Raw genomic sequence first — 12,270 nt, 5'->3', positions numbered from 1 at the left:
AACAGACCCGCGATCCGAGCAAAGAAGTCCTCGAACCACGCCGCCCAGACCTCAACGTCCCGCTGCGTCTCCACGCCCTGACCAACGACTCACCCGATCAGCAGGCACGAACCGCCCCTGTAGTACCTGGGACAGCCGATCTACCCGACGTGGCTCTATTACGATGATCTGTATGAGACCTCGGAGCATTTGGTGGAGGGTGCGGTCACGGGAGCTCGGCCGTGGCGAGTTCCTCGCCCTCACTAGGGACATCCTCTGCGTGGGGTGCCTCCTGAGGCCTCGGGAGACACCCCACGCGAAAGTGAGAGAATGCCGGGAAGATCAAAATTTCCTCATCCGCGTATGATCGGAAGTAACTAAAATGCCACCACGGCCGGGTCTTAATTGGATCGATGCGCGGAGAGTTGCGGGAATAATTGAGCAGCTCGCCAACGATGGCTGGGTATCTACCATGCCCTTGATCCAACCGGTTGATGGAATGGTGCTCCGGTGTCAGATTTGGTACGCCAAAGCGCGCTACCTGGCAGGGCTCTACCGGATGAGAGCTATCGGCGTTTCGAGCAGATCTGAAAAATTCGTAGAGATTGAAAAATTCGTAGAAGCCTTGACCGCCAGAGCGGACGAGAAGGTGGGGTTCTTCTCGATTGGATTTTCTGGTTGGAATTATCAATTTGCGATTGAGGAAACCTCTTGGCGTGGTATTGCTGCATTCGCGGTTCGGCGTAACGATCGAGTCGTTAATGTCGTGGAGTCCGAACGAAAGATTTTCGTCAAGTCGTATGACGAACGTGCACGCTACGGCTCCTCCAGTAAAATTCGGGCTGCCCGCGAGTCCCATCTTGATATTCGAACAAACCGAAGTATCAGTGCTATTATTGAATTCCATAGTGCTATTGACGATGATGGTCCGCGGGTTATGATCGGTGGGGAATTCAGGCCGGGAGATGTCGAGGCATACATGGAGCTATGTGTCCCAGACCTCGGTAGCTCTGAGCCGGTACTGTGCGAAGGATTGGCGGGTGGAATTCTAGAGTTGGGCTACCCGATCGGGGATTCAAATGGCCTCCTTGGTGACGCTAAGAACATCCCGGCCCGACTTCCTAAGGGCACTGTGGAGATCAATAGCGTTGCGCATGCAGGGGGTATCCTTGGAAGGGAAATTTTGATTCGTGGCATCAACGCGCTTCTGTGTGTATTTTCCGCCACTTACTCTGGGTCCGACATTCAGAAAGAGCTCAGCGGGTTGTTGAGAAATTTTCTCACCGCCGAATAATCGAATATTCCCAATTCGGTTCGGCTGGGCCTGGTCGTCGCCATCTGGCGCGCGGGCTGTAATTGCACGAGGGAGGGGTTTGTGTGTTTGGAATGAGACATCTCGGGGATGACCTGCTCGAAATGACGGAACCAATCCAAGCGGTACGTGATCTGCAGTTGCGACTGCTTCCGTTCGATGGCGGAGAGCAGATCGAACCTGTGGCCATCTACATCGGGGAGCGAGGTTCAGGTATTGAAACATCGGAGAAATCCTTCCTCGCGGTCCCTGGAGGATCTCGATGGGTTCCCGATCCGCCGCTGGTTGGCGAAAGACCGGTGATTTTCCGCTAGCAATTCGCTGTATGAGTGCTTTTCAACTGTTCGTGGTTTTGATCCGAGGGGGTTCCGAAAATGCGTGGAGCACGTAAAGTCCTGATGACGGTTGTGCTGGCAGGTTTGATGGTGGCGGTTTCTGTGCCGGCGCAGGCGGATCCGGGGCGGCCTAACCAGCATGTGGAGGGGGACCTTCCTAACGGGAATTCCACGGTGGTTCAGTACTCGACATACCGCACCATTCCTTCTGCGTGGCGGAACGTCGACCTCTGGTACGCCAACAAGATTACTGGAGACCTGCGTCTTGGGCTGCGGAATGTCTGGGGGTACCAGATCACTACCAGTGTGCAGCTCGGTGGGATCAATGCCTCCTACAGGCTTGCAGCGAATATGGCCGCGGGCACGGAGTTCGCAATCAATGGCCGTGCTGTCAGCTACCTGTGGGCCAGCGACGATCAGCACTGGGCCGGGGAGCTCTACTGGTAGATCGCCTGGCCGTGGTGGGGTTCTTTATCGCAGCATGAGCAGGGGGCGGGAAGTCATCTTCCCGCCCCCTGGCAAGCAGGGGAATATAATGAGAAATGTTGTGCGGCAGTGTGCTGTACTTGCCGCTGTGGGCGTCATGGCGGCCGGTCTTGCGGGTTGTTCGGAGTCCAATGAATTCACTGGCTACGATAAGGCGGCTGCCGAGTACCGGGATGCCGCCGGTGATCTCACTCTTCCGCAGGGCGCGAAGCCCTTCCCGGGTCTTCCGGAGCCGAAACAGAAGACCAGTTACCAGAACGGCGTAGGACTGGTCACCGCGCAGTACTTCTGGCGGTGTTCATGGGAAAAGGAATGGCTGGACAGTCAAGGCTCGGACAAGACCAGAGCGGGCAAGGCCCTGGCTGAACTCAAGAAATCACCATCTATGGATTTCATGAGCAAGGATCATTTGGACGACACCGGACGGTCCATGTTCACCGAGTACATGGACAAGGCCGAGCTCGGCGACCCCAGCGGGTTCCAGCAGCACTACAGTGCCAACTGCATCATGCCGGGGCAGAGCCAATGACGTGTGGTCGTCCTGCAGGGAACAGGTTCGCGAAGTGAGCGGGACGGGATTCGTGCGCAAGAAGAGTGTGCTGGCGGCCGGCTGCGGCGTGCTCCTGGCCGCGGCCGCGGCCTATGCCGCGGCCGGGGCGGGTGCCGGACCGGCAGGGGAGTCCTCCGAAGGGAGCCTGGCCACAGGCAGTGGATCGAGCGGAACCGTCACGGTCACGAAAGGCGACATCCGCAATGTCTTGTCCCTCAACGCCGAACTGGTGGCGCGCCCGGCGTATACGGTCCTCGCGCCGGTCGGGGGAACCTTCCAGCCCCGCGTGCAGGTGGGAGCGACGGTCCGACCGGGCGAGGTCCTTGCCACGGTGCAGACCAAAGACGGGCAGGTGTCGGTCACCGCGACGGCGCGCGCCGAGGTGCTGTCCGTCGCGGCGGCCTCAGGCGAGCAGGTCCCCTTGGGTATCCCCTTGGTCTCGCTGCGCTCCCAGGGCTTCGCCCTGCGGGCGGCCGTGGCCCCCGCTGACCGTTACCGGCTGACGGCCATGGACGCCGGCTCTCGGGCCCGGGCCTCCATCGACAAGGGGCCAGGCCCCTTCGACTGCCCCGTCCTGGGAGGTCCCCAGCAGTCCGACGGCGGCGACCTGTCTGTCTTGTGCGCGCCTCCGGACAACATCCGTGTCTTCGCTGGCTTGCGCGGAATCCTCGCCATTGACCTGGAAAAGCGTGGCCAGGTCCTGACCTTGCCCCTCACCGCCGTGGCGGGAAGCGCGGACTCCGGCCAGGTGAACCTCGTCGACAGCGCGGGAAACACCACCGTCCACAGCGTCACCCTCGGGATCACCGACGGCATCCAGATCGAGATCCGGTCCGGCTTGACCGAAGGCCAATCCGTCGCCGCGCGGCCCCCCGCCCTCGACACCCCGGCAGCCGACTGATGCCCGACGTCCCCTTCCTCGAGTTGCGTGACGCGGTCCGGTCCTTTCGCACAACTACCGGTCAAGAACTACCGGTTCTCCGCGGCGTTTCCCTCACTGTGCATTCCGGCACCAGCCACGCGGTGCTGGGCCGGTCGGGATCCGGCAAAAGCACTCTGATGGCGCTGCTGGGACTGCTCGACCAGCTGGACGCGGGCACTTATCGGGTCAACGGCCAGGACGTCCACAGCCTGCGGGACCGCGACCTGTCCGCTTTCCGCGGCGAGTTCTTCGGCTTCGTCTACCAACGGTTCTTCCTGATGCCCCATCTCACGGCACTGCAGAATGTCGAACTCGCGCTCGTCCACGCGAGCCGCGCGGGGCGCCGGCAACGCAGACAATCCGCACTGGAAGCCCTGGACCGCCTCGGCCTGGCCGACCGCGCCCACCATCGCCCCGCACAACTGTCCGGCGGCGAGCAACAGCGCACCGCGATCGCCCGAGCCCTGGCCCTCGTTCCCCGCGTCGTACTCGCCGACGAACCCACCGGCGCCCTCGATGAAAAGACGGCAGAAGACACCGTGTCCTGGCTCCTGTCCCTGTGCCGCGAACAGGACATCGCCCTGGTCGTGGTCACCCACGATCCGCAGGTCGCCGCCAGGATGGACGCAACCCACCACCTCGTCGAAGGACAGTGGGCCCCGTGAGACCGTCACACATACCCCGCGGCATCATCATCCAGACCGCCGCCCAAGGCTTGCGCAGCCGAGCCGGCCGCACCCTACTGTCCTGCCTCAGCCTCGTCCTCGGCGTCCTGGCCATCCTCATCGTCGACGTGGCCTCGACCACCGCGGAACGCGTCATCCTGCGCCCCGCCGAGCTACAACACGGACTCGAAGGCACCTGGGCACTGAAGGCCGACGGTAGCGCACAATCCCTGCAAGCCGCCGACCACCTCGTCCATCACGGGCAGGGAACCGCAGCGCTGCTGGCCACCGAGAACGGAGCCGCCCTGACCAACCCCGACGGCGCCCAGGTGTCCGTCACCGCCTTCAGCGGCCCGCTGCTGCAGATCCGCCCCTTCCGCATCGAAAGCGGGAGATGGCCCACCGACCACGACCAGCTCATTCCCACCATCGCGCTGAACAAGGCGGCCGCGCGGTTCGGCGCCCTGACACTGCGCCCCACCTCCGGCTCCGTCCCCCTGCCCGTCGCCGTCGTCGCCCTCATCGACGACGGCGACGACACCCCACACGCATGGCTTCCCCTGACCCAACTCCGCGCCCGGGCCGGAGCTAACCCCTCCACGATCCTCCAAGTGCTCGCCCGAAATCCCCGCGGAACCGACGACGCCGCACACCGCCTCACCGCCGCAGCCACAACCTACGGACTGCGTACCGACGGTGGTGCGGTCCGCGTCGACACCATCGAAACCCTCACCAACACCCTCCACAGCACCCGGACGATCTTCCTGATCATCGGGGGAGTCACTCTGCTCGTCGGCGTCATTGGCGTCTTGAACATCGGACTCGCCACGCTCAAAGAGCGAGCCGAGGAACTCGCGCTACGCCGCTCCCTGGGCGCAACGCGCCGCGACGTGGCACTCCTGGTCCTGACGGAATCCGTCCTGGTCGGCGTACTCGGTGCTGCCGTGGCCACATGCCTGTCCTGGGCAGCATTCACGATGGCGCTGCCTTTGGTCGTGGGCGGCCTCGACACCGGGCCATTCCCGCTCAGAGCCTGCCTGGTAGGCCTTGCTGTCGGAGCGCTGGCCGGTCTAGCCGGAGGTGCCGTGCCAGCGCTGCGCGCGGCGCGGCTACCCATCGCCCTCGTGATGCGTGCCTGATGATGCTCGGCACCCGGGGTGGACCGCTGGAGGGGACTGTCTTGATTAGGACAGTCCCGCCCTTGCGGCGGCGGGTGAACAGCGGCGCCTGCTGCTGAACGGCACATGGATCCCCACCTGGCGCCGCGCCTCGCTGGCCAGCGAGGCGAATCCCGATCCGCGCTACAGCGGGAAGCGGCACTCGTAATACGTAGGTCTCGGGTTCGAATCCCGAAGGCGGCTCCATGGTGAAACCCAGGCCGGGCCTCTGACGCGCAAATAGATCGGTTCCAAGGTCATCGATGTCCTGGTGTCTTAGATTTGCCCGCCCCACGGCGGGCGGCGAAGCCACCCTGGGTCGCTGACCTGGGGTTTTACTTTTCGATGATCTTGGGATGCGTGCAAGGTTGCTGTGGAGCCTTAGGGAGTCCGAGGGCGCCGGCCGGCACTCCGGCCGGTTGTAGGTGCCGTCCCTGACGCCGGCGGTCTCGTCCTTGCTCCAAACCTGCCCTTGCTGCACTCGTTGCTTCCGCCGCGAACTGGAGCGGGTGGATGGCTGTGGTTTCGGGGGTCAGCCTTGGGCATACTGGGCGCATGGAGACACGGGTGCGGTATGCGGAGATCCGGCCGTACACGGTTCCGGAAACCCTGGATGAGCTGGCCGGTCCGACGGACGGGGTCGTGGTTTTGCCGACGGTGTTGGACTGGACTCCGAAGAGGTCCTACGACCTGTCGGACGATGTTGACCTTCGAATGCTCTATGAGACGGTCATCCGGGAAGCTATGCATGTGGAGGAGCTTCGGGGGTTCCTGGACCCGGTGCTTCTGTCGGCTGTGTGGCAGAGGTTGTGGCTTCCGCCGCGGGTGCGGTTGATGTGGGAAGGGCGTTTCCCGGAGCTGGCCCGTAGGGCTGCGTAGTATTCGCTGGCATGGATCCGTTTCATGCCCGACTCGCCCGTATCGGTCTTGGAGCCGCCGCGAGATACGGCTTTGTCCTGGCCGGCGGGTACGCGGTTCAGGTGCACGGGTTCCTGGAACGCCTGTCGGATGACGTCGACCTCTTCACGGATATCGCCGACCCCGTCGCCTTTTCAGAGGCCATCGATGCGGTAGCCGCCGCGTACCGGGCGGCAGACCTGACCGTTGAGGTGGAGAAAACCGGTGAGGTGTTCGCTCGGCTCGCGGTTGCCGACGAACAGGGGCACATGGCGAAGGTGGAGCTCGGGTGCGACTGGCGGGCTCGGCCGCCTGCCGTGTTGGAGATCGGGCCCGTACTGCACCCCGACGACGCGGTGGCCAACAAGGTGACCACGCTGTTCGGACGGGCCGCGCCGCGAGATTACCTTGACGTGAATGCCGCGCTCGCCTCCGAGCGGTACTCGGGTGAACAACTGCTTCAGTTGGCGTCGGAGCACGATGCCGGGTTCGAACCGCGCTACTTCGCCCAGGCGCTGCAAGCGGTCGACCGTTGGCCGGACCGAGAGTACGAGGCCTACGGCGTCGATAGCGGTCAGGTGGAGGACATGCGTCGACGCCTGCGTGCCTGGGCTGCCGAGATCCTCGATGAGTGGGTCGACGAGCGATGACCCAGCCGGGCGTGGTGACCCGGAGAGCCTACTGGCGGCTCTTTCGGCGGCTATCGGCGCTTCGGCACCCGAGCAGGAGTACTGGCCGCTCTTGTGTAGGGATGCGACAAGGCCGCCGGGCGGACTGAATGCCCCGCAAGGAAGGGTCTCCGGTGGACGGGCGGTGGACGGACGCCTTTGGACGGTGCGTCACGGCGTAGCACGGAACAACCAGCCGCACGTGCTCTGATCAGGCAAAACGTCACCCGGCAGCACGACCTGGCACTACGCAACACGATCGCTCATGGTCTTGTAAAGCGAAGGTCGTCGGTTCGAATCCGACAGGGGGCTCCCCGCACCACCCGCCCGAGCCGCACCAGCGGCCCGAGCGAGCACCACATCGTGACCACCACAGACGGCCCCGGACACCGCGTCCGGGGCCGTCTGCGTGAGCGCTGCGTGAGCGGCCGGCCCGGCCGGAGGCGGCGTCGATGGCGGCGGCCGCGACGAATCTGCGGAACGCGACGCACAAGCTGCCCAGGCGCTGAGCGCCTACCGCCACGCGTCCGGAACCAACGGCCCATACCACTTCAAGGCCACCGTCACCTGGAAGATCGGCTGGACGGGCACCGGCAACCCCAAGCCGGTCGATCTCCCCGACGGGACCTTCGGTACCACCACGGACCTGACCGTCCGCGAGATCCAGGCCGTCGTCCGCTGACCTAAGTCGGCGACCGCTTGGCAGGGTCAGGCGCGGGGGATGGGGTTGAACCCCCGGTGTTGAACGCCCTCGTGGCCCTTCTCGCGTTCACCCGGGCCGCCCGTGAGCCGGTCAGCGGGTGAGGAGGGTGGCCAGTTGGGTGGCGAAGGCCGGGGCGTGGGGGAGGTAGCCGGCGTGGTTGCCTGGGAAGTCGGTGATGGGGATGCCGAGGCGGGTGGCCAGGACGGTGTTGGGGCGGTAGGGAAGGAAGCCGCGGGAGTCGCGGCCGCCGGCCAGGGCCAGTTGGGGGGTCACGGTGGCCAGGGCGGTCAGGTCCGGGAGGTGGTTCGTGACCGGCAGGAGCTCGTGGGCCAGGAGGTGGTCGGTGTTGGCGGCCATCCGGGTGACGAGGTCCCGGATCTGTGGGGGGAGCTCCGTGTGGGGCAGGGGACCTTCGGTGTCCAGGCCCATGCGGGCGCCGAAGACCTCCATCGCGGGTCCGACGCCGTCGCGGAGGTAGATGGCGTGGACGTTCCTGAGGAAGGCGATGTGCTCGTCGGCGTCGGGGAGCACGCCGAACAACGGGGGTTCGTGGGGGACGGCGATGCGGACGCGGTCCGGGTGCCGGGTGAGCAGGTCGAGAGCGACGATGGCGCCCGAGCTGCTGCCGAACACGTGGGCGGGCTCGTCGGTGAGGGCGGCGAGGAGGAGGCGGGCGTCCTCGCTGTCGGTCGCGACGCTCATGTCCTGCGGCGGGCCCTCCACCGGGCTGCGGGAGTTGCCGCGCCGGTCGTAGGTGACGACGGTGTAGCGGTCGGCCAGGGCGCCGGCGACGCCCTCGAAGACACCGGCGTCGCCGGAGCCGCCGTGGATCATGAGCAGGACGGGACCGGAGCCGCGGATCTCGTAGTGGAGGGTGGCTCCGGGCACTTTGAGCGTGTCGGTCCTGGGCGCGTTCGTCGACGGCGCGTTCATCGGTCCTCCTGGGGCGTTCCGGGGTCCTGGCCGGCGCTGCCCGGATCCGTCAGGTCTTGGTGGCCCTAGCGGATCCGGGCAACGACTCCACTGTGGACCGCGTCACCGACAGGGCGCTGATACGCGGCCGACGCGGGCGTCCTGGACGGCGAAGGTCCTGTCCAGGCCGGTGAGGTGGAGGAGTTTGCGGAGGTGCGGGCGGACGCCGGTGAGGTGCAGCCGGCCGTGCCGTGCGCTGATGAGGTTGTGGGCGTGGACGAGCACGGAGAGCCCACGGCAGTCCATGAACGTGACGCCGGTGACGTCGATGACGAGGTCGGGAGGGTGGCCCTCGTGCTCCCGGCGGGCGAGTCCGTCCAGCCGTCGGCTGATGTACGGCGTGGCCATGAGGTCGATCTCGCCGTGGAGTTCGACGACCGGCACGGTGCCGCGGGTGCTGACACGGACGGTGAAGGCGGGGCTCGGGTGGTCTGGTGGGACGAGGGGCACGGGGGCTTCCTTCCGGAGAGGTTCCACGGGAGGCGTACGGGCTCGGCCGGACCGGCCCTACGCGGCGTGCAGCGCCAGGGTCGGCGAAAGGCGGGCCGCGCGGACCGCCGGATAGAGGCCGGCGACGGTGCCGATGATCAGCGTGGCGCCGAAGCCGCCGCTGACGGCCCACGGCGGTACCACCCACGGGAGGCCGCCGGTGGTGGCGTAGACGAAGGTGGCGAGGGAGCCGAGGGCGATGCCCGCCAGGCCGCCGAGTCCGGAGAGCATGAGGGACTCGGTGACGAACTGGATGCGGATCTGGCCCCTGGTCGCGCCCAGGGAGCGGCGCAGCCCGATCTCGTAGCGGCGTTCCAGCACCGAGATGATCATGGTGTTGGCGACGCCGACGCCGCCGACCAGCAGGGCGACCCCGCCGAGACCGAGCAGCAGATTGGTGAACGCGCCGTCCGTGGCGGCCTTCGCCTGCAGTGCCGCCGAAGGATCCGTGACCTTCACGACCTGCGGGTTCTGCGGGTTGGCCGTGCGCGGGACCAGGTCGCGTACGGCGGCGACCGCGGCATCGGTGGAGCGTTCGTAGACGGACGTGGGATGGCCGTCGAAGCCCAGCAGCCGTTCCGCCGCGTCCCACCCGACGAGGGCGGAGCGCTCGATCTCGGGGGCGAGCGGCAGCGGGTCGAGGATGCCGGTGACGGTGAAGTACCGGCCGCCGATGAACACCTGCTGCCCGGGGGCGGTGATGCCGAGGCGGTCGGCGGCGACGCTGCCGAGCACGACGGACGGGTACCTGCCGGTGGCCTTGTTGAGCCAGTTGCCGCTGCGCACCGAGCCGCGCAGGGTCTTCAGCAGCTCCTCGGTGGTCGCCTTGACGGCGATGCCGCCGGTGTCGCCCTCGGGGATCTTCTCGGAACGGCGTACCGACTGCTTGATGTCGCCGGTGGCGCCCACCTGCTCGACGCCCGGGATCCGGCCGACCATGCCCGGGGCCTCCTTCGGCAGCCGGGCGTCCTGGCCGGTGAACAGCGCGTCGCCCGGGGTCACCACGAGCATGTTGGTGCCCAACCGGTCCAGTTCCCGCATGAGTTGGGCCTTGCTGGAGGACGAGATGCCGACCACCGCGATCATCGTCGCGATGCCGAGCGCGATGCCCAGGGCGGACAGGACGACGCGCATGGGGCGGCCGCGCAGCCCGGCGGATCCGACGTGGAACACATCGCGGGCGCTGAGCCGGGCGGGGGAGAGTGCGGTGCGCCTCATACGGCGACCGCTCCGGCGTCGGTCCCGGCGTCGGTCCCGGTGCCGGTCCCGGTGCCGGGTGCGGTGCCGGGCACAGTGCCGGGTGCGGAGTCAGCTGCCGCGTCCGTCCTGGCATCAGCACCCGTCCCGCCACTCGTGCGGGCCTGTCTGGTGTCCGCCACCACCCGGCCGTCGCGGATCCGCACCTGGCGGGGCAGCCGGTCGGCGATCTCGCTGTCGTGGGTGATCACGGCGATGGTCGCGCCTTCCTTGTTGAGATCGTGCAGCAGCTCCATGACCGCCTCGCCCGAGGCGGAGTCCAGGGCGCCGGTGGGCTCGTCGGCGAGCAGCAGGTCGGGTTCGCCGACGACGGCGCGCGCGATGGCGACGCGCTGCTTCTGCCCGCCGGACAGCTGGTGCGGCTTGTGGTCCATCCGGTCCGCGAGGCCGACGCGCTCCAGCGCGGCGGCGGCCCGGCGGCGGCGTTCGGCGCGCGGCAGCCCCGAGTAGAGGAGCCCCTCGGCCACGTTGTCCTGGGCGCTGATGCCGGGCACGAGATGGAACGCCTGGAAGACGAATCCGACGTGCTGGGCGCGCAGCGCGGAGAGCCTGCGGTCGGACAGCGCGGCGACGTCGTGGCCCGCGATGGCGACCGAGCCGGAGGACGGCCGGTCCAGGGTGCCGACGATGTGCAGCAGGGTGGACTTGCCGGAGCCGGACGGGCCGACGATGGCGAGCAGTTCGCCGTCGTCGATCGTCAGGTCCACGCCACGCAGCGCCGTGACGCCGCCCGGGTACTGCTTCCCGACGCCCACGAGTTCGACGACGGTGTTCGGGGCGGTACCGGTGGAACTCACAGCGACGGCACCCCGACCTTCATGCCCTCGCGCAGCCCGCCGCCGCTGATCTCGACCCGCCCCTGCCCGAACATGCCGAGCTCGACCGCGACGTCGCGCGCCTTGCCGTTCTCCACGACCTGGACGCCGAAGCCGCCGCTGGGCAGCGCCAGCAGGGCGTTGACGGGTACGGACAGCACGCCCTGGTGGGTCTGGCCGGTCAGGTTCACCGTCACCGGGGACTTGTCGAGGCCGCCGACCTTGGACGGGTCGTCGAAGGTGACCGTGACGGAGATCCTGGGTGTCTTGTCCTGCGGGTCCTCGCCCTCCTCGACGGTTTTGCCGATGGAGGAGACCTTGCCCTGCGCGGTCCCGCCGCCCGGCAGATCGACGGTGACTTTGGTGCCGGTCCGCGCCAGCTGACCGTCGGCGACCTCCAGCTTGAACTCGACGATCCGCTCGGAACTGGTCGTGGTCAGCACCGGCTTGCCGGGACCGGCCTGGTCGCCGACGGTGGAGTCCGCCGACTTGATCCGTACCGGGCCGGCGGAGAAGGCGATCTGGTCGGGGCCGGTCGTGCCGGTCCTCGGCAGGTCGTGGTCCTTCTGCCAGCGCTTCACGGCATCGGCGGTGCCGGCGGTGAACGTGCCGTCGGCGGCCAGGCCGGAGCCGAAGCCGAGGGCGCGCAGATTCTCCTTCAACTGCCGGACGTCGTCGCCCTTGTCGCCGGTCTTCAGCGTCCGGTACATGGGGGTCGTGCCGTACATCAGCCGTACGGGCTTGCCGTCGACCTCGTACAGCCTGCCGTCGCGCGCGACGGAGGAGCCGGCGCCGGCGACCCAGGTGATGGTGCCCATGGCGCCCGCGTTGATCTTGCGCTCCTTGGAGTACCCGAGCGTGCCCTGCTTCTGGGTGCTGTCGCTGAGATCGCCGCGCTCGATCGGGGCGGTCGCCGGCGGGAGGCCGGAATTCTGCTGGGTCACCCCCTTGTCGGGGGCGGCCAGCGCGGTGACGGCCACGCCGCCCCCGGCGACGACCACGACCACCGCCACGGCGGCCAGAACGATTCTCTTGCGCTTCATCGACGTATTCCCGTCCGTCC

13 protein-coding genes and 1 tRNA gene are annotated in these 12,270 nt (G+C 67.1%); 9 read left to right on the top strand and 5 right to left on the bottom strand.

Annotated elements, in window-relative coordinates; all coding sequences use genetic code 11:
- Positions 1 to 451: 451 nt before the first annotated feature.
- The 9 genes from O3W51_RS33735 to O3W51_RS33695 all read left to right on the top strand — a co-directional run bounded on the left by O3W51_RS33735 (position 452) and on the right by O3W51_RS33695 (position 6,953).
- The gene (locus O3W51_RS33735; protein WP_269288211.1) at positions 452 to 1,273 is read left to right on the top strand and encodes a hypothetical protein; all 822 of its coding nucleotides are present in this window, start codon (positions 452 to 454) and stop codon (positions 1,271 to 1,273) included.
- A 416-nt stretch (positions 1,274 to 1,689) separates the two neighbouring features.
- Positions 1,690 to 2,073 carry a hypothetical protein gene (locus O3W51_RS33730; protein WP_269288210.1) on the top strand — a complete coding sequence of 128 codons (384 nt, stop codon included), beginning with the start codon at positions 1,690 to 1,692 and terminating at the stop codon, positions 2,071 to 2,073.
- 127 nt (positions 2,074 to 2,200) lie between these two features.
- Complete coding sequence (locus tag O3W51_RS33725) at positions 2,201 to 2,641, top strand: hypothetical protein (RefSeq protein WP_269288209.1); 441 nt, start codon at positions 2,201 to 2,203, stop codon at positions 2,639 to 2,641.
- Positions 2,642 to 2,708: 67 nt separating this feature from the next.
- Positions 2,709 to 3,563, top strand: coding sequence for a hypothetical protein (locus O3W51_RS33720; protein ID WP_269288208.1), 855 nt, complete (start codon positions 2,709 to 2,711; stop codon positions 3,561 to 3,563).
- Entirely contained in the window at positions 3,563 to 4,249 is a 687-nt protein-coding gene (locus O3W51_RS33715) for an ABC transporter ATP-binding protein (protein WP_269288206.1), read from the top strand. Before O3W51_RS33720 ends, O3W51_RS33715 begins: the two co-directional genes overlap by 1 nt.
- Positions 4,246 to 5,388 (top strand): ABC transporter permease, encoded by a 1,143-nt coding sequence (locus O3W51_RS33710; RefSeq protein WP_269288205.1) that lies wholly within the window; start codon positions 4,246 to 4,248, stop codon positions 5,386 to 5,388. Before O3W51_RS33715 ends, O3W51_RS33710 begins: the two co-directional genes overlap by 4 nt.
- 122 nt (positions 5,389 to 5,510) lie before the next feature.
- A tRNA-Thr gene (locus O3W51_RS33705) sits at positions 5,511 to 5,613 on the top strand.
- 348 nt (positions 5,614 to 5,961) lie between these two features.
- Positions 5,962 to 6,285: a hypothetical protein gene (locus O3W51_RS33700; protein WP_269288204.1), complete on the top strand. Its 324-nt coding sequence runs from the start codon at positions 5,962 to 5,964 to the stop codon at positions 6,283 to 6,285.
- Positions 6,286 to 6,296: 11 nt separating this feature from the next.
- Positions 6,297 to 6,953: a nucleotidyl transferase AbiEii/AbiGii toxin family protein gene (locus O3W51_RS33695; protein ID WP_269288203.1), complete on the top strand. Its 657-nt coding sequence runs from the start codon at positions 6,297 to 6,299 to the stop codon at positions 6,951 to 6,953.
- A gap of 811 nt (positions 6,954 to 7,764) precedes the next feature.
- On the opposite strand, the gene O3W51_RS33690 is transcribed toward O3W51_RS33695, so the two are convergent.
- The 5 genes from O3W51_RS33690 to O3W51_RS33670 form a co-directional block, all read right to left on the bottom strand.
- Positions 7,765 to 8,607, bottom strand: coding sequence for an alpha/beta hydrolase (locus O3W51_RS33690; RefSeq protein WP_269288202.1), 843 nt, complete (start codon positions 8,605 to 8,607; stop codon positions 7,765 to 7,767).
- Positions 8,608 to 8,709: 102 nt separating this feature from the next.
- On the bottom strand, positions 8,710 to 9,096 hold the full coding sequence (locus O3W51_RS33685; RefSeq protein WP_269288201.1) for an STAS domain-containing protein: 387 nt from the start codon (positions 9,094 to 9,096) through the stop codon (positions 8,710 to 8,712).
- 57 nt (positions 9,097 to 9,153) lie between these two features.
- Complete coding sequence (locus O3W51_RS33680) at positions 9,154 to 10,353, bottom strand: ABC transporter permease (protein WP_269288200.1); 1,200 nt, start codon at positions 10,351 to 10,353, stop codon at positions 9,154 to 9,156.
- Complete coding sequence (locus O3W51_RS33675; RefSeq protein WP_269288199.1) at positions 10,350 to 11,189, bottom strand: ABC transporter ATP-binding protein; 840 nt, start codon at positions 11,187 to 11,189, stop codon at positions 10,350 to 10,352. The genes O3W51_RS33680 and O3W51_RS33675 overlap by 4 nt, the downstream gene beginning before the upstream one ends.
- Positions 11,186 to 12,250 carry a peptidoglycan-binding protein gene (locus O3W51_RS33670; RefSeq protein ID WP_138354096.1) on the bottom strand — a complete coding sequence of 355 codons (1,065 nt, stop codon included), beginning with the start codon at positions 12,248 to 12,250 and terminating at the stop codon, positions 11,186 to 11,188. Before O3W51_RS33670 ends, O3W51_RS33675 begins: the two co-directional genes overlap by 4 nt.
- Positions 12,251 to 12,270: the final 20 nt, after the last annotated feature.

The organism is Streptomyces sp. H39-C1 (assembly GCF_027158125.1).
In the GTDB taxonomy this organism is placed as follows: Bacteria; Actinomycetota; Actinomycetes; order Streptomycetales; family Streptomycetaceae; genus Actinacidiphila; species Actinacidiphila fildesensis.
Note: the sequence above shows the minus strand (reverse complement) of the source record. Positions and strands in the feature narration are given on the sequence as shown.

Excerpts from the sequence above, each read along its gene's own strand:
- O3W51_RS33670 (WP_138354096.1), bottom strand. The coding sequence starts at position 12,250 with ATGAAGCGCAAGAGAATCGTTCTGGCCGCCGTGGCGGTGGTCGTGGTC.
- O3W51_RS33735 (WP_269288211.1), top strand. The coding sequence starts at position 452 with ATGCCCTTGATCCAACCGGTTGATGGAATGGTGCTCCGGTGTCAGATT.
- O3W51_RS33695 (WP_269288203.1), top strand. The coding sequence starts at position 6,297 with ATGGATCCGTTTCATGCCCGACTCGCCCGTATCGGTCTTGGAGCCGCC.
- O3W51_RS33680 (WP_269288200.1), bottom strand. The coding sequence starts at position 10,353 with ATGAGGCGCACCGCACTCTCCCCCGCCCGGCTCAGCGCCCGCGATGTG.
- O3W51_RS33730 (WP_269288210.1), top strand. The coding sequence starts at position 1,690 with ATGACGGTTGTGCTGGCAGGTTTGATGGTGGCGGTTTCTGTGCCGGCG.
- O3W51_RS33690 (WP_269288202.1), bottom strand. The coding sequence starts at position 8,607 with ATGAACGCGCCGTCGACGAACGCGCCCAGGACCGACACGCTCAAAGTG.
- O3W51_RS33700 (WP_269288204.1), top strand. The coding sequence starts at position 5,962 with ATGGAGACACGGGTGCGGTATGCGGAGATCCGGCCGTACACGGTTCCG.
- O3W51_RS33715 (WP_269288206.1), top strand. The coding sequence starts at position 3,563 with ATGCCCGACGTCCCCTTCCTCGAGTTGCGTGACGCGGTCCGGTCCTTT.